Origin of the sequence: Clostridium pasteurianum BC1 (assembly GCF_000389635.1) — a bacterium.
Taxonomy (GTDB): Bacteria; Bacillota; Clostridia; order Clostridiales; family Clostridiaceae; genus Clostridium_I; species Clostridium_I pasteurianum_A.
In genome coordinates, this window is record NC_021182.1 from 1,930,027 (window position 1) to 1,949,153 (window position 19,127).

The following is a 19,127-nucleotide window of genomic DNA, read 5'->3' on the forward strand; positions in this document are numbered from 1 at the left end:
CTTGGAAGGGAGGTGAGGTTTTATTGAGTAAACAAAATAAACAATTTGTACTTGAAACAAAAGTATTAGATGAAGCAAATAGAATAATTCAAATGACTGGTAGTACAGAAGATTATGATAGAGTTGGAGACAAGATAATAATGTCTGGTGTTGATTTAACCAATTATCTTAAAAATCCAATTATACTAGCTAATCATAATTATGGGTCAGATGAAAAATCAACCTGTATTGGTAAGGCATTAGATGTACAAGTAATTGGTTCACAATTAGTATTTAAGATACAATTTGCAGATACACCAAACGGTCAAGAATGGTTTTATCTATATAAAAACAAATTCATGAATGCAAGTTCCGTAGGATTTATTCCACTTGAGTCAGAACCAAATTCCCAAGGTGGTTATACTTATAAAAAAATTGAACTTTTGGAATTATCTATGGTAGCAATACCGTGTAATCCCGAATGTGTCCAACGAGCCTTTACAGATGGAAAAATCAGTAAGGCTCTTTTTGATGCAATAAATAAAAATAAAAATAATGGAAGTGAGGTAATTGAAAATATGAAAGTTGAAGAAGTAAAAGAATTAATTACAAATGCAGTTAAATCAGAGGTTAAGACATTAGAAGACAAACATAATGAAGAGTTAGGGGACAAGGTAAAAGAAATTGATTCTTTAAATGCAAAAATTAAAGATTTAGAAGCATTAGTACAAGGGAAGAGTGGTGCAAAACTAAGTCAATCCACTTGCGATTGCTTAACAAAAGCTTGCAAAGGTATAACAGACCATGTTGAATCCATCAAAAGCTTAATAGATGTGGTTAACACACAAGAAACAGACGGAGACAACGATGGTGGGGACACAAAAGAATATACACAGGAAGAAATTAACAAAGCAGTACAAGAAAATATTAATAAAATTTTAGGGGGTAAATAATAATGGCAAAATTAACTAAAAAAGAATATGAAGATTTAATAAAGAGTACAACTAAGGCAGTATTAGAACAGAAAGGTTTAACAGAGGTAGTAAGAAAATTAAAATTCAATGAAAAACCTATTGATGAAATGGATAAATATGAAAAAACAATGAGATTTTTCCAAGCTAAAATGGACAATAACAGAGCAGAAGTTGCAAAATATTGTGGTGGAAAAGTTAAAGATTTATCAGGTAATACTTCTGGTAGTGGTTTAGAATTACTACCAACCGAGTTTCATTCCGACATTATAGACAGAGTAAAAGCAGACCCAAGAGCTTTAAGAAATTTATGTACAGTAGTGCCAGTAACTTATAGGAACGGAACATGGCCAGTAGGTGCAACAGGTATAAGCTTATCTTATGAATCTAGTGATACTAATCCAATCACAGCTACATCACCTACATTTAGCTCATTACCTTATTCTGTAACAAGACTGGATGGTTATACTGCTATTTCCAGGGATTTATTATCTGACAGTCCTGTAGACCTTTATAATTATTTAGCAAAGCAGTATGCTAAAGCATTTGTAAAACAAGAAAATTTATCAATTATGACCGGTACAGGAACTAATCAGCCTACCGGAATAGTTAATACTGGAAGCATTGTGTCTGTAGCAAGTGCAAATGCTGGAACAACAAATGTATTAACTTGTGATGACCTTGTACAGTTACCATTCAATGTAGATGTTACATGGAGAGATGGCGGAGCATACTTCGTTAATACTTCTATAGTTAGGCAGATGAAATTATTCAAGGATAACCAAGGTAGATATTTATGGGATAATGGAGATGTTCAAGCTGGAGTACCAGCTTCATTTAACGGATATCCTGTTTATGAATTCTCTGCAATATTCCCAAGCAATCTTACTGTAAACTCTAAGACTACTTGTACAGAAGCAGTATTTGGTAACTTAGAATATTACTATTTCTTTGATAAAATGGAAATGGGTAGTGAAATTAATACTCAGAGTGACCAAGCATTCAAGAATCATGAAGCTTTAGTAAAAATGTGGGAAAGAATAGATGGTAAATTATCTATTCCAGCTTCATTTGCATTATTAACTGGTTTCTTAGCTTAATACATAATAATAAAGGGTTATTAATTCAGCCCTTTTATTTAATTGGAGGTAATTATGAAAATTAAAATATTAATTTTTGTGCCTAGAGATGAGATTGGTACAATGACTGATTTAAAACCTAATGACATTATTGCTATAGATGATACTATAGCAGAAAAATTAATTGAAGAAAAAAAGCAGAATTTATATTATAAATTGGAGGGATTTTTAATGATAATTGTAAAATTTATAAGACCATTTCAAAACTACAGAGAAGATGATATAGCAGCATTTGAAAAAGATAGAGTTGCAGATAAAATAATTGAAGCAGGATATGCAGAAGAAGTTAGTTTAGAAAGTACGGCAATAGAATCACCAAAGAAAAGTCAGTAGGTGATGACATATGTCACTTACAACATTAGATAATGTAAAAAGTTATTTACAAATTACAGATGGTTCAGAGGATTCATTTTTAACTTTGCTAATAGGAAGTATACAGGATTTAATCGAAAATTATTGCCATAGACATTTTGAATTAGCTACTTACACAGCGGAACAACATAGGATCAATCATAAAGTATTTGTTTATAATTATCCAATTGTTAGTGTACAACAAATTAGAAGAAGTAGTGATGATGTATTAGATATTGTACTAACACAGGACGATATGACAGGAGCTTATAGAATTTATCCAAACTATATAGAAATGATTGATATGAAGTATGTAACTATGAGTGGTAGAACTATGTATGCCATGAAAGAAGAAAGCTATGTTGAGGTAGACTATACGGCAGGATGGACACAAGACCAGATACCAAGTGACCTAATGTTAGCATCAACAAAATTAGTTGCATTAGAGTATACAATTTCCAGAGAAGGAAGAATTGGTCTTGAGATGGAAAGAGAAGGATATGTACAACAAACTTATTATAAAAATAATGCCCAGTCACTACCTGCCGATGTTCAGCTAGTGCTTGATAGATATAAGAAAGTAAGGGTGTGATAGTATGTTAGCAACTACTACAGTAGGAGTATTAATTCCTATATTTACAGTTAATGCAAATGGACAAAAATTACCTAACTTTCATCCTAACACACCAGATAGAACTTTTAAGGGTAATTTCCAGCCTTATAGGTATAATGTACAAGACAAACCTTATGGTATCACAGACAGTACTTCAAATTGGTTGTTTTGTAAAGATTTTAATTTAGATGCTTCAATGCATCTACTTATAAATGGAAGCCAGTATAAAATAGACTCTATTTCTGCATATACAAAACATGTAGAACTTTTTTTATCTAAGGTGGTGGGTATATGAGTGAAATAGATGATGAATTAAATGATTGGCTTAATAGAGTACAAGCTAAAACAGAAGAAATTAATAATGCAGTAGATCAAGGATTATTAAAATCAGCCTTATATTGTGAAGGACAAGCCAAGCAAACTGCTAATAGTATATTTACAAATAATCCACCAGTAAATGAAAAAGGTGAAGAAATGTGGGAGCACACTGGATTATTAGAAGCTAGTATAGGTAGTGGAATGAATCCAGAGTTAACACATAGTGCTATGATTTATTGTTCTGCTAGTTATGCGAAGTATTTAGAATATGGTACTGGAATATATGCTGTCAATGGTGATGGAAGACAGACACCTTGGTGTTATGTTAGTAATACAGGTGTATTAAATTTTACACAAGGAATGAGGGCAAAACCTTTTATGTATCCAAGCGTTTTTAATAGCCAAGACCAAATTCAAAGTATTATATTAAGCTATGTGGCAAAGGCGGTGGTGTAGATGCAAGATAATACAGAAATATTCACTATTTTGAATGCTATTGCTTCAACAGAATATCAATATCCGCAAAGTCTTGTCACAGCAAGTACAAATGGTCAAGGAGTTCCAGCAGATTTCTTTCCAGTCATATCATATTTTGACAGTAATCATAATGCTATGCAATACCAGGATGGTAAAAGTATCATTGAAGATATTGAATATACAGTAGATGTATGGGAAAGAGCCAATCCTAATACTGGAGAATTAATTTCTATTTATAGTAATGTAGATAAAGCACTTAGAGATAATGGTTATAGGAGAATAACATTCGCCAATCTTTATGAAACTGTAACACAAATAAATCATTATAGTATGCGATACAAAAAAGCTTTTGAGGAAACTTAAGGGCTTTATTTTTTTATAAAAGAAAGAGAGGTAATAAATTTAATGAGCAATTTTATAAGTATAGATAAATTATATTATGCAGTACAAACAAAAGATGATGAAACAGGGGCAACATATAGTACACCAAAACCACTAGGAGCAGCAGTACAAATTAGTGCAGATCCTACGGTGGCCAGTGGGTCTTTTTATGGAGACGGATTTCTAAAAGAACAAGCTTATATGGTTACAGATGCAAAAGTTTCAGTAGAGACAGAGTCACTCCCAATTGAGATCTATGCGGAACTTTTGGGTCATGAACTTGATAGTCAAGGTGGAATGACTTTTGGAAAATTTGACCAAGCACCATATGTGTGTCTCATGTACAGAAGACAAAAGGTAAATGGCCATTATAGATACATAAAATTATTAAAGGTTAAATTTCAGGATATAAAAGATGATGGTTCAACTGTTAACAATTCTGTTAAAATACAGGACGAAACCCTTGACGGTTCAGCAATTACACGTATTTTTGATGGACAGTGGAAAGCAATAAAAGATGAAGACGCAGAAGGATATACAGATGTATCAACTTCTTGGTTCGCATCCGTATAATACTATAGCACAAATGAGGGATTAATTTCCCTCCTATGTTAATTAATAGTAGATAAAAAATTAAATTTGAAAGGAATGGTTATATATGAAGATAACATTAATGATAGATGATAAGAAAAAAACTTTTACAGCACCTTTTATTGGAGGTCGTAGATTAAGAGATGCAATGGCTATGAGCGAAGAAATGGAAGGTAAACAAATAGGTGTAGAATCATTAGATAAAATAGTAGACTTTATGGTAGATATATTTGGGAAACAATTTACAATTGACGATTTATATGATGGGATAGAATCCAAAGAACTTATACCTTTTTATCAGAAATGTATACAAAAAATTACAGGAAATTTACAAAATAAAGCTAACCAATTAGCAGAGTTATCAGGAAAAAACGCTTAGAGGGAGATAGTAAAAATGAATCTCCCACAAAACCAATGGATTTTATTTATGAATTATATGATAGTTTGTTATGGGTAACTAAAAGTGATGGGGAAAATACATATAAAGAGCCTTGGTACACACAAAACGAAATAGATGAAATGGATATATTCTTTTGGTTGGATTATAAAATTTATATGCTCAAAAAGGATAATAAAGAAACAATTGCAAGATATGACAATATAGGATTATAAGAGTCTACTATTTTTTAGTAGACTCTAGGTATAATTCTATTGCTCTATCTAGTAACTTTGATATAGGTATACCAGTTTGTTTAGAGTATTCCTTTAATTCATTCCATAATTTAGTATTAATTGCGTTAGAAATCGGTGTTCTATTTTTTAAATCTTTATTTGACATATTTTCACCTCAAAAATATTATATATATTTTTAATAGTCCTTGCAAGTCCTTGGACATAATGATATAATAAGATTATAAAATAAGTTGTAAATTTTGGCAGAAAATATATAATGATATTGAGGGGTGAATATTATGAAGAAAAGGAAATCAAGTGGTGTAGCTGAATATGCTGCATTAGGTGGACTTGCAAAGGTAAGTAGAAATAAGAACGTCAATAATATGGGTGGTATTTTTTTAATAGTTAGTGGTATCCTATTGATAGGAGAGATTATTAAATTACCCTTTAAAATTTTATGGAAAATGACAATTTTAGCTTGTAAGTTAGCTTACAATTGTTTTAAATATTTTATAAAATTCTCTATTCTAATATTAAAATTAGGCTATCAAGGTACAATATATGTTACAAAACGATTATACAAAGCATATAAGTCATATAAAACAAATAAAGAAAATCAAGTAATCAAGTAAGACTGCTAATAGGTAGTCTTTTTTTTATGTATTTTTTTAAAAATGGAGGTGAGTAAATGAATGGCAGATAATGGATTAGCACTTAATATACCTATTAATGCGATCACTGAAGGATTTAATAAATCCATGCAAGGTCTTAAAGATAATGTAAATGGTGCTATGGGTGGTTTAAAAAGTGGACTAGATACTACAAGAGAAGCTATGGGTGCAGTCGGAATTATGGCTTTTGGATACCTAGACGGAGCAATAAAAAGTGCATCGGCAGCACAACAAAGTACCGTACAATTACAAGGATTATTGAAAAACCAAGGAATTGCTTTTCAAGATACCAAAAAAGACATTGATAATTTTACTAGTGGTATAACTAAAATGTCTACATATAGTGCAGGTGAAGCAAAAAATGCTTTAGATAATTTAACAATGAAAGGTATGAAATACAGTGATTCGTTAAAATCTACAAGTGCCTTATCGAATTTGGCAGCAGGAACTAATATGGATTTAACGAGTGCAAGTAATTTATTAGCACAAGCTTATAACGGTAAATATACTCAATTAATGAAATTAGGCATAGTAACAAAAGAACAAGTTAAAAATGGTATATCATATCAACAGGTATTAGATGATGTTAATAAAAGATTTAGTGGGTCATCTCAAGCTCAAATGAATACGTATGCAGGAGAGATGAAAATACTATCTAATAATATGGCTGGTATGAAAACAGCGATAGGTTCAGCATTATTACCAGTGTTAACTAATATGATGGAAACTATAAATAAGGGTATTACACCAGTAATTAATTTTATAAAGGCACACTCACAAATGTCAGCAGTAATATTATCTAGTGTAGCAGTTATTGGAACTTTAATTGGTGGATTTTCATTATTTCAGAAGGTTATTGGAATACTCGGACCATCTGTACAAGGAATAGTAGGTCTAATAGGTGGATTAACCTTACCAGTTGCAGGAGTTATAGCTGGTATTGGATTATTAGTATTAGCCTATAATAAAAATTTTGGAGGCTTACAAACATTTTTAAATGGAGTATTCAAAAATATATCTATTATATTTAACACATTTACTGGAGATATGAAGAAAGGTATGTCCTTGCCACAGGCTCTATCAGATGCATTTACAAAAGCATTTGGTTCACAAGCAGGTAAAAATGTATCTAAATTCTTTACAGATTTACAGATAATTTGGAATGATTTACAAAATACTGCTAAAAAAGTATGGCCACAAATTTATGCTGTTATTCAGGATGCATTTAAAGGAATACAGGTTATTTGGAATACTATATTAAAGCCAGTATTAACATTTATAATTCAGCAAATGGGACAAGTAGTTCAGTGGGTGCAAGCTAATTGGCCTTTAATTTCTCAAACTATACAGACAATAATGAATGATATAGTAACAGTTATAAAAGTAGCTATGGCTATTTTGAAACCAATTTGGGAATTAGGATGGAATATTATCAAAAATATAGTACCACCAATTTTCAATTTAATTAAGGATACTATTTCAACAGTTATACACGTAATTGAGGATATCCTAAAATTAGCAATGGATTTAATTAATGGTAACTGGAAGGCAGCTTGGAATGATGTATGTAATATAGTCAAAGATGTTTTTGGTGGAGCTAAGAAAATAATTTCCGATATTCTGGATTCTATAGGTGGAGTATTTAAAGGTATGGGTCAAACTGCTATGTCTTGGGGTCATGATTTAATACATTCTATTATGGATGGATTAGAGCACGCTAAAGATGATATTGTAAATACGGTTAAAGGTGTAGCTGGTAAAGTTGTTGATACTTTTAAGAGTATATTCGGAATACATAGTCCTTCAACAGTAATGTATGATATTGGTGGACATTTAGTACAAGGGTTAATAAATGGCTTCAGTAAAAACGATATAACGTCTTTTGTAAAAGGTTGGGGTGGCAGTGTTATGAGTTCTGTACAAACCTCAATGGGTGGAAATGTAACTGATTGGTTAACACAAGCTATACAAGCTACAGGGCAAAGTATGAGCACATTACCAGCATTATTACAAATTGCACAACATGAATCTGGTGGAGATCCGAATTCAGTTAATAACTGGGACTCAAATGCAAAGGCTGGAACACCAAGTAAAGGATTGATGCAAGTTATTGACCCAACTTTCAAAGAATACATGATGGTTGGACATAACAATATATTAAATCCTATTGATAATGCAATTGCAGCTATACGTTATATGATTGGTAGATACGGTAGTGTAAATAATGTACCAGGAGTTAAGTCACTTATGGCAGGCGGAGCATATCAAGGTTATGCTGATGGTACTTTAAATAGTACAAAAGGTTTACATATGTATGGCGAAAGAGGTATTGAGTTAGGTTGGTCAAATGGTGGAGATGGAGTATTAAATAATATTAATACAACAGCATTATTAAATACACCAGCTATTCTTCAAAACTTAACAGGTGCAATACAGGCTTTGACTAGTAATCAGGTTAATAAACAACCTTCAGCAACAACTAATAATAATAACAAGTCAGTAAACATATATGTTGACAACATGAATGTACAAGATAAGGGTGATGAACAGACCACATTGCAACAATTGCAATTTATGGCACCGTTAACATAAGGGGGGTGTTAATTATTGGATATTACACAAATTAATTTAAATGGATTAGACCTAATATCAAATGATTACTTCTTTAATGTATTAGGTCTTTTTGACATTAATAAAGACATTATAACAAATGACCTTTATACAGATGGAATAAGCTATAATAGGTCAAAAATTAAAGAAAAAACTCTAGTAATGAACGGATATATTAAAACTAGTGATACAGATAAAATAACTCAATTAAATAATGTTTTATATTCTAACGGATTAAAAGCATTAACTATAACTATAAACGGTTTTCATCAAGTTATTTGCAATGTAGAAATAAGTAGTAGAATAGCTGATACAAATTTTAATAGCCAAAAGATCAGTTTACAATTAACTATGCCCGACCCGTATATGTATTTAACTGGTGTTGATCCGGTTTGGTTACAGCCACAAAGCAATAATGGATTCCGTCCGCCAGTTATAATTCCATTTAACACAGGTGGAACTACGTCAGAAAATGAAGTGATACAAAATATGGGTAATGTAATTTCATATCCGATTATAACCATAATTGGTGCTTGTAGTAATCCAACTATTACAAATACAACAACAGGGCAAAGTATAAGTTTAAATGTAAATTTAAATGATAATGATACTTTAGTAATAGACAATACACCACAAAACAGAGGTATTTATTTAAATGGAATTGGAAATATGGGATTAAAAACTAGTATTGGTTGGATAAATTGTGAACCACAATATAATTATTTTGCTTTTACTCGTTCTAGTTCTGAGTCGGATAAATCACATTGCCTAGTGTATTTACAAAGTAGGTGGTTATAGAGATGGATTATTTGAAAATTTATGATAAAAATCATAATATTTTGGATGAAATTGATATTTTTAATAATGATTTAACATATGGCTGGACGCTTAATGACATAGATACAGCGTCTTTTTCTATTGGTTTAGAAAATAACAAATGTAATGAAATAAATTTACAGTTTAGAAACTTAATAGAGATTTGTGATGGTGATACTGGAATTGTAAAATGGGGCGGTCAAATAAGTGGATTGAATTTTAATGATCAAGCTGTAAAGGTTAATTGCATAGATAATTTATCACTGTTAAAGTGGCGGAGAATGAGAGCAAAAACTTACACGAATCTTACCTATGGGTCATTATTTACACAAATGATAAACGATGCCAATGCAATTACACCATCCACTATTGTAACTATAGGCAATATAGATAATACAGCAATAGCAACTACTAGAACAGTAACAAATACAGAGGATTTAATAACCAATATACAAAGTTTTGCAGCTGATCTCAACTACGATTTTAATGTAGATGTAGATAGAAAATTTAATTTCTATACACGAAAGGGTTCGGATAAACCTTATTATTCATTAACATATGGTGGAGACGCAGATAATATTATTAAAGTCCCCACATTAGCACAAGACATAATGAGTATGGCTAATAGTATATATTCAGAAATATCTAGTCCAGTACTTAATGCTACAGCACAGGATGATACATCAATCGGCATGTATGGACTTATGGAAGGAACTTATAGTTCCAGTAATAGTATAAATTCCTAAACAGATTTAACTAATGCTGTAAATGGGGCATTAGCCAAAATGTCTTTCCCTTCCAATAGTTTTTCCATTAAGGCTATAAATAGCACTATGTGTCCTTTTAGCAATATAGAAGTTGGGGATAGTGTAACCGTTAACTTAATTCCGTATTTTAATTTTAGTAAATTGATGAGGATTACACATATAGTTTATACGGAAACTAATGGAATATACGATATAACGTTCGGAAATGTGGCATTTAAGAGACAGCCACCAGTGAAAAAACTATATAAAATATAATAAAAGATTTAGAAAGGATGGTGTATAAATGACAATAAAAACTAATTTCTTTGATGGTATTGCCTACAATTCTGGAGATTTAATAGCACCTTGGCAAGCTTTATTGTCCAACGGTATATTTAATGTTTCAGGAGGTGCATTAGCTGTTACCCAAAATAGTACGCCGAACATGACTGTGAATGTTGCAGCTGGTTCTTGTATGTTAAATGGGTATTTTGTTAATAATGGTTCTCCTATAAGTGTTCCTATAAATGGTAATGCAAGCGGATACAATAGATACGATATTATAGTAGTAGACGTAGACCTTGGCTCTGCTACAACCACAATTAAGGCAGTAATGGGTACCCCAAGTTCTTCTCCAACAGTTCCATTGCCTACAGCTACTCAAATAGTTATAGCAAATGTATTTGTAGGTAATAATGTAAGTGCTATTAATACTGCTAATATTACAGATGGAAGAGCAAATGCAGGAATAGGAAGTATATATAAATCATTAGTATTAGGTAGTTCTGGTTATATTTTATTCACTTGCGGTTTAATGCTCCAATGGGTTGCAAATGGTGTTCAACAAGGAAGTTATGGCTCAACAGCTTTTTTAACAAATTTTCCAAATGAATGTTGGCATGTGTTCGCAACAATGGAAGCTACTAGCGCAGCGTCAGTAAGTGTTGCCAACCTAACTACTGGAAACTTTAATAGTTCTTGTAATGTTAGTGGTATTCCAAAGGGTCACTTTTTTGCAATAGGATATTAGGGGGGTGAAATTATCAATTATGTAAATTTTAACAATACAAGTGGTGCAATATTAGGATTCTATAATGATGAAATTCATGGAAGTAATATTCCTAATGGTTCTATTCCAACAACAGATAATATATTAGAGATATTGATGGAAAACCAAGGTAAATATATTGTAGATATGACTAAATTACCTTTTAGTGGAATAGTACAAAATATAACAGATATATTCAAATTATATGTACCAACGCTACAAGAGGTACAACAAACTAAAACGATAGAAATAAGAAATGACTATAATAATGCAGTTATAGCAGGATTTACTTCTTCTGCAAGTGGTACTGCGGTAAATTATGCATATGATGAAGTTTCACAAACAAAATTTATGAAAGTTTTAATGAGCATGAGTGCAAATATTATTACTTATCCTGCTACTATTTTTGCAGCAGATGGAAGTGCTATTGAATTTACACAAGAGCAATTAACACAGTTGTATAAAGATATAGCAAATTTTGAGATACCACTTGAAACAAAGCTACATACTTTATTATCTGAAATTAATTCCGCAACTACAGCAGATGAAGTTAATGCTATTAGTTGGTAGGTATTAGTTATGGAATATAAAAATGGAGACATTGGATTAGATAAGGGCATAGAATGGATAAGTAAAGCCATAGAAGGTTTTGAACATAGTATGTACAGCCATGCAACAACATACATAGATGGGAAGCTTATAGAAGCAGAAGGTTTTAAAAAGACAGGATATGTACCTATAGACAAGTATAAAAATCAATTAGATATATTTACATGTGATAGGTTAACAGATGGACAAAGACAAAAAATAAAAGAATACTTAAATAAGCAAGTAGGGACACATTATGACTACTTGCTTATTTTAATTGAAGCAATAAGATATAGCTTACATATTATATTACCTTATAAAGAACCATTTAAAAGTCATATATGCTCAACATTAGTAGCTGATGCTTATAAATCAGTGGGAATAGATTTATGTCCCAATATTAAATATCCAAGTCCAGCAGATCTAAATCAATCAAAATTACTAAGAAAAATAGATAGCATATAAAACACTCTAATTATAGGGTGTTTTTTTAATACATAAAAATAAAAATTTAAAACAGGAGGTAATACAATGATAATACCATATAATGCGACCTTAGACCTTAAGGGAAACAATAGTAAAATAGAACCGATCAGGGCAACTGTTGGAGATAGTAAATCTATACAACTAAATATTAATGTAGTAATTGATACAACGCCAGCAGATTTAACTGGACACACTGCAAAAATCACTTTTACAAAATCAGATGATACTACGGTGTTTGATAATCTAATAATTGATGACGCTATAAATGGAAAAATGCATGTTGTTATTTCTAATCAAGCCTTTGCAGCAGTAGGACAAGTCAACGCAGAAATTGAGATTTTTGATGCTACAGACGGAAGGCTATCATCTAATGCTTTTGCTTTTACTGCTAGAAAGGGAGAATTAAATGATGGAACCATTATATCAAGTAGCCAATTTACGGCTTTAGACTTAGCACTAGTAGAAGTAACAGACTTTGCAAATTATAGAACAGAATTAACAAATGCAAGACAGGGATTTACGGATTTACAAAGTAATTTAGTAAATAAAGATGCTAGATTAGATCATTTAGGGTTTGACTTTGAACAACAAGGTGGAGTACCTAATGATATAACTAAGGCAGAATCAAATAGAGTTTTAATGCAGAGTTTACAAGATACTATTAACACAATGGGTAGGGGCAATATAAGAGTTTCAGGAAAAACTTTCTATATGGGTCAGAATGGAACAAATGAATATTCAATAATAGGTAGGTCTGGAGTTAGTGTAATAGGTGCAGGTGTTGGGGAGACTATATTTAAAATAAAAGGCACTAATCCATATTCATTATTTTGGTATAAACCTGCTGATCTGATAGCAGGAGATTATATTGAAAACTTTACGTATAGAGATTTTTCCGTAGATGGATATGAAATGACTATTACACCTTATTCACATAAAGGAAAAGCATTCTATTTTCAAAAAGTTAGAAATGGCATATTTATGAATTTAGAATTGTTAGGTACTCCATCTACAGCACTAGGAACTGACTTCTTACACAACGTTCATATTCACAATATTCATTGTGTTGAATGTGGTAGACAATGGGAAGAAGCATGGACAAATGGTGATACTAGACCAGCTGAACTTGGACCAGGAGGAGCGGGAATTGGTATAGGAACAGGACTTCTTGATGACGAAAGCTTTACTATTTCGGACTGTGTAACGGAACAGTGTGGGCATTATGGTATATTCTTAGAGCATCAGGCTTTGTTTGACCCAGCAACATTTACAAAGGAAGCAAAAGGTGTAGTTATAGCTAATTGTGTTACTAGAGATGGTAGATTTGCTGGTATAGGTGTTAGAGGTGGTCATAATATCTCAATCATAGGTGTTCAATCCTTTGGTAATAAGCATGGTATGTATTTTGATGCTAAAGCAGGGCATGCAGAATTAGTAAACTGGAAAAACATTACAATAGGACACTGTACTTTCTCAGATAACACCTCTATGGGTGGTTATGTTGGAGGAAATGTTACTTCAGAAACATTTAAAATTGATACTTGTACTTTTTCTGATAATGGTGCAGAAGGATTAGTTTTAGGTAGAGATGGTGATAACCATACTCAAAAAGGTGTATCTGTAGTTAACTGTGATATGAAGAATAATGCTTTAGAAGGATTATATATAGATGCAGGAACTTATTTCAGAACACTAAAGGTAATGGGAAATACACTATCTTACAATGGGGGAAATGGATTTAAAGATTCAAATGCTCAAATATCTGGAGGTCGTTATATAAATAATTATTTTATAAATAATACTGGAAGTGGAATGGCTTTATTTGGCACTAAAACTCATTTAGAGATAAAAGGTAATTATGCTAGAGATGACCAAGCTACAAAGACACAACAGTATGGATTATCTATGAGTGGGGGAGCATTAAACTATTCAACTATTGAAGGCAATGATTTTAGAAGAAATGGAACAAAAGGAATGTCTATTGCCGATTCTGTAATTGCTTCAACAAGCTATGTCAGAGGTAATAAGACAGATGAAAATGGTATGCTGGATATGCCAGTTAATAGCTATGTTTCTTTTCCTTCTGAATTAGCTAATTTCTTAGGTGCAACTTCACTTTCTATACATGTACAATTTAGGTTAATTGCTGGTATAACTGGCGGTATTGAAGTATTTCATATGATAGTATCACATACAGAAGATGACGTATCATCTAATCCTAAAGGTTGGGATTTACATGTGAGGAATACAGGATTATTAGTATTTGAAGCTAGACAAGCAACAGGAGGAACTATATTACAAAGAATAAGCACAACAGCATTGGCTTTAAATACGACTTATGATGTAATTATTACTATGAATGGCACTACAACTACAATGAGTATAAACGGAGTAAATGAAACTTTCTCTTCAAGCACTGGAACTGATGCTGATTTATTAACAGCTATGCAAAATAATAACACTACTTTTCCAGTATACTTGAAAGGATTATATTATAATGGAACATTAAAGAATGGCGGTGCTGCAAGAGTAGGCATTTTCAATGTTTCAAAAACTATAAGTGGTGCTACTTCTAACACAATATATGGGTTTGATAATTATGGGGTCAGTAGGGATGTATATGATATTTCATCAAGTTCCCCAGGGTTACATGGAACCTCTACTTTTGCACCTGTACAAATCGATAACTTTTTATAATTAGAAAGGCACATACAGTGCCTTTTTCACTTTAAAGGAAAGGGGTTTTATTAATGTTCGGATTTACAGAAATTGAACGATACGGCGATTTAAGAAGACTTACTAATAAATGGTATAGAAAAAGAGGCGTCGCTTTTGGAGATAGTATCACAGTTGGCTATTTAACAACAAATGGAGGATATACGGCATATGTAAAACAGGCACTTGTATTGACAGCATATGATAATTTTGCTATCTCAGGTACACCGATGGCAAATGGTACAGCCCAAAATGGTGGTGTGGGAACAAATGGAACAATAAAAACAAAAAACTTTGCTACTACTAATTATGATTTTGTAACTATAGCGTCTGGAACTAATGACTTTAAACTTAATGTTCCTTTAGGAACTTTAGGTGTAATGGGAGATACTACTTTTGATACAAATACTTTTTATGGTGCGTATAGAGATGCTATAGAATATATGCTTGGTCAAAGTCCTACTATGAAAATTATATTATTAACACCATTGCAAAGGGATAATTCAAGCTATGATGTTAACTATACAAATACAGCAGGTGCTAAATTAATTGATTATGTTAATGCAATAAAAAATATAGGTGAGATGTACTCTTTAAGAGTTATAGACCAATATAGATTTAGTGGTATATCAAAAAAGAATTTAAGTACTTTAACAGCTGACGGTTTACATCCTAATGATGTCGGAGCTATTTACCAAGGAAAGTATGTTACTAATGAGTTAAGATAGGAGGTTAAAGTCATGAGTAAAGAAGAGTTTGAAACATAATATTGTAAAAACGCTTGTGTAACAAAAGATGAATATGATAAGTATTTTACTACTATCTCAAGTGATGATGGCAAAGGTTGGATAGTTTCTCATAAGCCTAGTGAAGAGAAATAAGAATATTAAATTTAAGGGCTTAGATTAATTATTAATCTAGTCCTTTTTATTATGCAAAAAATCAGGAGGTGTGATATGAATAATGAAATAGTAGAATTAAAAATTAACGAACATACAGAAACACTAGAAAATCATGGGGAAAGACTTAGTACCTTAGAAAAAAAAGACATTAAACATGATGACAACATAGGAATGCTATGTGAAAAAATTGATGGTTTAATAAAATTATATAATAAAATGCTACTTGCTGTTCTTGGAGGAATGGCAGGAGTATTGATAAAAATTTTATTTTTTTAAATAGGGAGATGTAAATATATGAAAGGAATAGATTTAAATTCAGCTAACAATGTTAGTAATTGGAACTTAGTTGCTAAAGACGGTGTTCAGGTTTTAATTAATAAAGCTACAGAAGCTAATTTCTATCAAGATAAGTATTTATCTTATCGTTATAATACTGTTCGATCTTTAGGCATTAAAATGGGAGTGTATCATTTTGCTGGTAAACATGGTGTAGAAAATGAAGCTCAATATTTTTTAAATTATATTAAAGGATATAAATTTGATACAATTGTATTCCTTGATATAGAACAGCCACCAGCTAGTTATGGTTGGTCGTGGACTAAAGGAATGGCAATAGATTATGTTAATAAATTTGTTGCCATAATTAATAAAGCAGGATATGAAGTGGGTATTTATACAGGTGAATACTTCTATAATGATTTTTTGAGAGGAAATATACGAAGTGATTTGAAACTTTGGATAGCTAAATATAGTTCTAATCCACCAGTGAATTACCCTAATATTTCATGGCAGTTTACCGAAAGTGGACATGTTAATGGTGTGGATGGAGGATGTGATGTAAATTACTTTAATGAAAATATTTTACTAAATGGTAATAATGTAAATCCTGCACCACAACCATCAATCAATATAAATAATATACAGGAGGATGTAAAAATGAATCCAATTAGAATGGGGGAGAATAGCCCTCGAGTTAAATTACTACAAAGCATTATGAAGATATTAATAAATGATGGAATCTCAATTGATAGAGCATTTGGACAACAGACTTATAATGCAGTGGTTAAATATCAGCAGATAATGGGCATTTCAGCAGATGGAATCGTAGGAGTAAATACCATAAATACACTTTTGAATGACTTAAAAGTAGGATGGTTTAAAGCATAGGAGATGATATTATGATAGAAATAATTTTAGGTGTTTCTATCTTTTTTAATATATTTTTATATTGTAAAAAGCAACATTATATTAATCAAGTTATTGAAACACAAAGATCATTACAAGAAAAAGAATTAGAGTGTAATTTATATAAAAATAAATAAAGGGGTAATGTAAAATGAATAAACAAATATTAATTAAAAATCTTAAATCTAAAACATTTTGGGTAGCTATTGGAGCATTTGTATTATACTTATTACATTCAGCAGGTGTTGGTGTTGTAGATACACAGTATAACGATATAATTAATGCTGTATTGCAGTTATTAGTGTTAATGGGAATATTAAATAGTCCACAGATTGATACAGAAGTAAAATAAATATATAAGGGGGTGTCGCCAGAAATGGTGATACCCCTTTTTTTTCGACTTTATAATTGTTACGTAATTTTAGAAGGATGCGAAATATTATCGTTGATTAAATACTTTAGATATTAATATCATATTCCATCCTTTTAGCTGTAGCATTAGCTATTTCTTCACCTAAAAGTTTTTTAATAATATAAAATGACATATTAATTCCAGCTGATATGCCACCTGATGTAATAATAGGAGTTTCATCTATGAACTTAACATTACGCTGGACTCTAACTTTAGTATATTCCTTTTCTAACCTATCAATGTCCATCCAATGTGTTGTAGCTTGTTTCCCATCTAATAAGCCAGCTTCAGCCAATAAGAATGCACCAGTACATACAGATGCCATTATATAGACATTATTCATATTTTTCTTAATCCAGTTTATAATCTTTGGATTGTGAATTTCAATTTCTTCTGCTCCATATCCTCCAGGTATAATTAAAATATCAAACTGTGGAGCATCATAGAAATCATAATCAGGCTGAAATTTCAACCCATTATGAGCCTTTATTAAGTCTTTTGTTTGGGCAACTGTAGTTACTTTGAATGGTTTTTGATTACATTCGGTATATGTAGTAATGGAAAACACCTCAAATGGACCAGCAAAATCTAATACCTCAACTTCATTAAAAAGTAAAATGCCAACATTTTTCTGTTCTAACACCTTCTCATCTCCCCAAATATCTTTAATTTTAATTATAGTATCATACTGACATACTGATTCGCAAAATTAAACAATTACGTCTTAATGCATATAACAATTATACCTTGGTTTAAGTAGTATTTCTAGGATTTATTTTAATGTTTTGGGAATTAATATACTACATTACATAATTTAAATGATAAAATGTAAAAAGTTATTGACATTTTATATAGTAATTGTTAAAATGAAAATGTAAATAATATTTTACATTTTGGGAGATGATTTTATGAAAAAAATGGATGAAATGGAAATGAGCATTAATTTAAACGCAATCAAATGGAGTCACATTTTTACCAGTGTTTCTTTATTAGTATGGTCTGTCTATGATTTCACTCATACAAATAAGCCTTCACTTGCTTTTTTTATCTTAATTATGTCAAATTTAATTTATTTCTTTATAAGCCAAATTTCTAAATGGAAAATGGGCGATATAAATGGACGTAAAGCTATCATTCACTATTTTATAGGAACTATATTAATCATATTAATTTTGGGCGTGCTTGCTCATTTTTTTCCAAAGTAAAAGGGGTATAAATATGAAAAATAATATAAAAAAGCTAAGAAAACAATTAGGGTATAGACAAGAGGATTTAGCAAATACTTTGGGAGTTACAAGGCAAACTATTAATGCAATTGAAAATGAGAAATATAATCCTACGCTAGAATTAGCAATGAAACTTGCTAGATTATTAAATACTACAATAGAGGAATTATTTACACTTGATAGTTAAAGGGTGTCCTAAAATTGGATATCCTTATTTTTTCATAGGTGGTCAGAAATTTGTACTACCTCAAATTTGAGGGACTTTATTTTTTAGAGTATTTAAGATA

Annotated in this window: 28 protein-coding genes; 26 read left to right on the forward strand and 2 right to left on the reverse strand. The window is 31.2% G+C overall.

Annotation, left to right across the window (positions count from 1 at the left end; translation table 11 throughout):
* Positions 1–23 precede the first annotated feature (23 nt).
* The 10 genes from CLOPA_RS08970 to CLOPA_RS09015 all read left to right on the forward strand — a co-directional run bounded on the left by CLOPA_RS08970 (position 24) and on the right by CLOPA_RS09015 (position 5,432).
* A complete protein-coding gene (locus CLOPA_RS08970; protein ID WP_015615114.1) occupies positions 24–932 on the forward strand; it encodes an HK97 family phage prohead protease in 909 nt (302 codons plus the stop codon).
* A gap of 2 nt (positions 933–934) precedes the next feature.
* A complete protein-coding gene (locus tag CLOPA_RS08975; RefSeq protein ID WP_015615115.1) occupies positions 935–2,050 on the forward strand; it encodes a phage major capsid protein in 1,116 nt (371 codons plus the stop codon).
* Between the two features lie 54 nt (positions 2,051–2,104).
* Positions 2,105–2,422 (forward strand): hypothetical protein, encoded by a 318-nt coding sequence (locus CLOPA_RS08980; RefSeq protein ID WP_015615116.1) that lies wholly within the window; start codon positions 2,105–2,107, stop codon positions 2,420–2,422.
* A 10-nt stretch (positions 2,423–2,432) separates the two neighbouring features.
* On the forward strand, positions 2,433–3,032 hold the full coding sequence (locus CLOPA_RS08985; protein ID WP_015615117.1) for a head-tail connector protein: 600 nt from the start codon (positions 2,433–2,435) through the stop codon (positions 3,030–3,032).
* Between the two features lie 4 nt (positions 3,033–3,036).
* Positions 3,037–3,348 carry a hypothetical protein gene (locus CLOPA_RS08990; protein WP_015615118.1) on the forward strand — a complete coding sequence of 104 codons (312 nt, stop codon included), beginning with the start codon at positions 3,037–3,039 and terminating at the stop codon, positions 3,346–3,348.
* Positions 3,345–3,827, forward strand: coding sequence for a Bacteriophage protein of unknown function (DUF646) (locus CLOPA_RS23695; protein ID WP_015615119.1), 483 nt, complete (start codon positions 3,345–3,347; stop codon positions 3,825–3,827). Before CLOPA_RS08990 ends, CLOPA_RS23695 begins: the two co-directional genes overlap by 4 nt.
* On the forward strand, positions 3,828–4,211 hold the full coding sequence (locus CLOPA_RS09000) for a hypothetical protein (RefSeq protein WP_015615120.1): 384 nt from the start codon (positions 3,828–3,830) through the stop codon (positions 4,209–4,211).
* A 42-nt stretch (positions 4,212–4,253) separates the two neighbouring features.
* Complete coding sequence (locus CLOPA_RS09005) at positions 4,254–4,802, forward strand: major tail protein (protein WP_015615121.1); 549 nt, start codon at positions 4,254–4,256, stop codon at positions 4,800–4,802.
* An 85-nt stretch (positions 4,803–4,887) separates the two neighbouring features.
* Complete coding sequence (gene gpG / locus CLOPA_RS09010) at positions 4,888–5,199, forward strand: phage tail assembly chaperone G (RefSeq protein ID WP_015615122.1); 312 nt, start codon at positions 4,888–4,890, stop codon at positions 5,197–5,199.
* Positions 5,200–5,234: 35 nt separating this feature from the next.
* Entirely contained in the window at positions 5,235–5,432 is a 198-nt protein-coding gene (locus CLOPA_RS09015; RefSeq protein WP_015615123.1) for a hypothetical protein, read from the forward strand.
* Positions 5,433–5,439: 7 nt separating this feature from the next.
* Here CLOPA_RS09015 and CLOPA_RS24310 read toward each other — a convergent pair whose 3' ends face one another.
* The gene (locus tag CLOPA_RS24310) at positions 5,440–5,598 is read right to left on the reverse strand and encodes a ribbon-helix-helix domain-containing protein (RefSeq protein ID WP_015615124.1); all 159 of its coding nucleotides are present in this window, start codon (positions 5,596–5,598) and stop codon (positions 5,440–5,442) included.
* 133 nt (positions 5,599–5,731) lie between these two features.
* Between CLOPA_RS24310 and CLOPA_RS09020 the strand changes: the two genes are divergently transcribed.
* The 14 genes from CLOPA_RS09020 (at position 5,732) to CLOPA_RS09080 (ending at position 17,554) form a co-directional block, all read left to right on the forward strand.
* The gene (locus tag CLOPA_RS09020; RefSeq protein WP_015615125.1) at positions 5,732–6,067 is read left to right on the forward strand and encodes a hypothetical protein; all 336 of its coding nucleotides are present in this window, start codon (positions 5,732–5,734) and stop codon (positions 6,065–6,067) included.
* Positions 6,068–6,127: 60 nt separating this feature from the next.
* Positions 6,128–8,698 (forward strand): transglycosylase SLT domain-containing protein, encoded by a 2,571-nt coding sequence (locus CLOPA_RS23700; RefSeq protein WP_015615126.1) that lies wholly within the window; start codon positions 6,128–6,130, stop codon positions 8,696–8,698.
* A 15-nt stretch (positions 8,699–8,713) separates the two neighbouring features.
* Complete coding sequence (locus CLOPA_RS09030) at positions 8,714–9,514, forward strand: phage distal tail protein (RefSeq protein WP_015615127.1); 801 nt, start codon at positions 8,714–8,716, stop codon at positions 9,512–9,514.
* 2 nt (positions 9,515–9,516) lie between these two features.
* Entirely contained in the window at positions 9,517–10,278 is a 762-nt protein-coding gene (locus tag CLOPA_RS09035; protein ID WP_015615128.1) for a hypothetical protein, read from the forward strand.
* A gap of 39 nt (positions 10,279–10,317) precedes the next feature.
* A complete protein-coding gene (locus CLOPA_RS25575) occupies positions 10,318–10,554 on the forward strand; it encodes a hypothetical protein (RefSeq protein WP_041710852.1) in 237 nt (78 codons plus the stop codon).
* Positions 10,555–10,582: 28 nt separating this feature from the next.
* Positions 10,583–11,308 (forward strand): gp53-like domain-containing protein, encoded by a 726-nt coding sequence (locus tag CLOPA_RS09045; RefSeq protein WP_015615129.1) that lies wholly within the window; start codon positions 10,583–10,585, stop codon positions 11,306–11,308.
* A gap of 135 nt (positions 11,309–11,443) precedes the next feature.
* A complete protein-coding gene (locus CLOPA_RS09050) occupies positions 11,444–11,896 on the forward strand; it encodes a hypothetical protein (RefSeq protein WP_015615130.1) in 453 nt (150 codons plus the stop codon).
* Between the two features lie 9 nt (positions 11,897–11,905).
* Entirely contained in the window at positions 11,906–12,379 is a 474-nt protein-coding gene (locus tag CLOPA_RS23705; RefSeq protein WP_015615131.1) for an Orthopoxvirus protein of unknown function (DUF830), read from the forward strand.
* Between the two features lie 66 nt (positions 12,380–12,445).
* Positions 12,446–15,097, forward strand: coding sequence for a BppU family phage baseplate upper protein (locus tag CLOPA_RS09060; protein ID WP_015615132.1), 2,652 nt, complete (start codon positions 12,446–12,448; stop codon positions 15,095–15,097).
* A 53-nt stretch (positions 15,098–15,150) separates the two neighbouring features.
* Positions 15,151–15,843, forward strand: a complete 693-nt coding sequence (locus CLOPA_RS09065; protein ID WP_015615133.1) for an SGNH/GDSL hydrolase family protein — start codon at positions 15,151–15,153, stop codon at positions 15,841–15,843.
* Between the two features lie 228 nt (positions 15,844–16,071).
* On the forward strand, positions 16,072–16,293 hold the full coding sequence (locus CLOPA_RS09070; RefSeq protein WP_015615134.1) for a hypothetical protein: 222 nt from the start codon (positions 16,072–16,074) through the stop codon (positions 16,291–16,293).
* 18 nt (positions 16,294–16,311) lie between these two features.
* Positions 16,312–17,184, forward strand: a complete 873-nt coding sequence (locus tag CLOPA_RS09075) for a GH25 family lysozyme (protein ID WP_015615135.1) — start codon at positions 16,312–16,314, stop codon at positions 17,182–17,184.
* 11 nt (positions 17,185–17,195) lie between these two features.
* Complete coding sequence (locus tag CLOPA_RS25580; protein WP_015615136.1) at positions 17,196–17,339, forward strand: hypothetical protein; 144 nt, start codon at positions 17,196–17,198, stop codon at positions 17,337–17,339.
* A gap of 14 nt (positions 17,340–17,353) precedes the next feature.
* Positions 17,354–17,554, forward strand: a complete 201-nt coding sequence (locus CLOPA_RS09080) for a small integral membrane protein (protein ID WP_015615137.1) — start codon at positions 17,354–17,356, stop codon at positions 17,552–17,554.
* A 106-nt stretch (positions 17,555–17,660) separates the two neighbouring features.
* On the opposite strand, the gene CLOPA_RS09085 is transcribed toward CLOPA_RS09080, so the two are convergent.
* Positions 17,661–18,257: a DJ-1/PfpI family protein gene (locus tag CLOPA_RS09085; RefSeq protein ID WP_015615138.1), complete on the reverse strand. Its 597-nt coding sequence runs from the start codon at positions 18,255–18,257 to the stop codon at positions 17,661–17,663.
* 265 nt (positions 18,258–18,522) lie between these two features.
* On the opposite strand from CLOPA_RS09085, the gene CLOPA_RS09090 reads away from it, so the two are divergent.
* Both CLOPA_RS09090 and CLOPA_RS09095 read left to right on the forward strand, forming a co-directional pair.
* Positions 18,523–18,819 (forward strand): hypothetical protein, encoded by a 297-nt coding sequence (locus CLOPA_RS09090; protein WP_015615139.1) that lies wholly within the window; start codon positions 18,523–18,525, stop codon positions 18,817–18,819.
* A 13-nt stretch (positions 18,820–18,832) separates the two neighbouring features.
* Complete coding sequence (locus CLOPA_RS09095) at positions 18,833–19,027, forward strand: helix-turn-helix transcriptional regulator (protein WP_015615140.1); 195 nt, start codon at positions 18,833–18,835, stop codon at positions 19,025–19,027.
* The last annotated feature ends 100 nt before the right edge of the window (positions 19,028–19,127 follow it).

Excerpts from the sequence above, each read along its gene's own strand:
- CLOPA_RS08985 (WP_015615117.1), top strand. The coding sequence starts at position 2,433 with ATGTCACTTACAACATTAGATAATGTAAAAAGTTATTTACAAATTACA.
- CLOPA_RS24310 (WP_015615124.1), bottom strand. The coding sequence starts at position 5,598 with ATGTCAAATAAAGATTTAAAAAATAGAACACCGATTTCTAACGCAATT.
- CLOPA_RS09090 (WP_015615139.1), top strand. The coding sequence starts at position 18,523 with ATGAAAAAAATGGATGAAATGGAAATGAGCATTAATTTAAACGCAATC.
- CLOPA_RS09035 (WP_015615128.1), top strand. The coding sequence starts at position 9,517 with ATGGATTATTTGAAAATTTATGATAAAAATCATAATATTTTGGATGAA.
- CLOPA_RS09080 (WP_015615137.1), top strand. The coding sequence starts at position 17,354 with ATGAATAAACAAATATTAATTAAAAATCTTAAATCTAAAACATTTTGG.
- gpG (WP_015615122.1), top strand. The coding sequence starts at position 4,888 with ATGAAGATAACATTAATGATAGATGATAAGAAAAAAACTTTTACAGCA.
- CLOPA_RS09095 (WP_015615140.1), top strand. The coding sequence starts at position 18,833 with ATGAAAAATAATATAAAAAAGCTAAGAAAACAATTAGGGTATAGACAA.
- CLOPA_RS09060 (WP_015615132.1), top strand. The coding sequence starts at position 12,446 with ATGATAATACCATATAATGCGACCTTAGACCTTAAGGGAAACAATAGT.
- CLOPA_RS08980 (WP_015615116.1), top strand. The coding sequence starts at position 2,105 with ATGAAAATTAAAATATTAATTTTTGTGCCTAGAGATGAGATTGGTACA.
- CLOPA_RS08990 (WP_015615118.1), top strand. The coding sequence starts at position 3,037 with ATGTTAGCAACTACTACAGTAGGAGTATTAATTCCTATATTTACAGTT.
- CLOPA_RS25580 (WP_015615136.1), top strand. The coding sequence starts at position 17,196 with ATGATAGAAATAATTTTAGGTGTTTCTATCTTTTTTAATATATTTTTA.
- CLOPA_RS09005 (WP_015615121.1), top strand. The coding sequence starts at position 4,254 with ATGAGCAATTTTATAAGTATAGATAAATTATATTATGCAGTACAAACA.
- CLOPA_RS09075 (WP_015615135.1), top strand. The coding sequence starts at position 16,312 with ATGAAAGGAATAGATTTAAATTCAGCTAACAATGTTAGTAATTGGAAC.
- CLOPA_RS09065 (WP_015615133.1), top strand. The coding sequence starts at position 15,151 with ATGTTCGGATTTACAGAAATTGAACGATACGGCGATTTAAGAAGACTT.
- CLOPA_RS08975 (WP_015615115.1), top strand. The coding sequence starts at position 935 with ATGGCAAAATTAACTAAAAAAGAATATGAAGATTTAATAAAGAGTACA.
- CLOPA_RS09000 (WP_015615120.1), top strand. The coding sequence starts at position 3,828 with ATGCAAGATAATACAGAAATATTCACTATTTTGAATGCTATTGCTTCA.
- CLOPA_RS23700 (WP_015615126.1), top strand. The coding sequence starts at position 6,128 with ATGGCAGATAATGGATTAGCACTTAATATACCTATTAATGCGATCACT.
- CLOPA_RS09020 (WP_015615125.1), top strand. The coding sequence starts at position 5,732 with ATGAAGAAAAGGAAATCAAGTGGTGTAGCTGAATATGCTGCATTAGGT.
- CLOPA_RS09045 (WP_015615129.1), top strand. The coding sequence starts at position 10,583 with ATGACAATAAAAACTAATTTCTTTGATGGTATTGCCTACAATTCTGGA.
- CLOPA_RS09015 (WP_015615123.1), top strand. The coding sequence starts at position 5,235 with ATGGATTTTATTTATGAATTATATGATAGTTTGTTATGGGTAACTAAA.
- CLOPA_RS09070 (WP_015615134.1), top strand. The coding sequence starts at position 16,072 with ATGAATAATGAAATAGTAGAATTAAAAATTAACGAACATACAGAAACA.
- CLOPA_RS23705 (WP_015615131.1), top strand. The coding sequence starts at position 11,906 with ATGGAATATAAAAATGGAGACATTGGATTAGATAAGGGCATAGAATGG.
- CLOPA_RS09050 (WP_015615130.1), top strand. The coding sequence starts at position 11,444 with ATGGAAAACCAAGGTAAATATATTGTAGATATGACTAAATTACCTTTT.
- CLOPA_RS23695 (WP_015615119.1), top strand. The coding sequence starts at position 3,345 with ATGAGTGAAATAGATGATGAATTAAATGATTGGCTTAATAGAGTACAA.
- CLOPA_RS25575 (WP_041710852.1), top strand. The coding sequence starts at position 10,318 with ATGTCTTTCCCTTCCAATAGTTTTTCCATTAAGGCTATAAATAGCACT.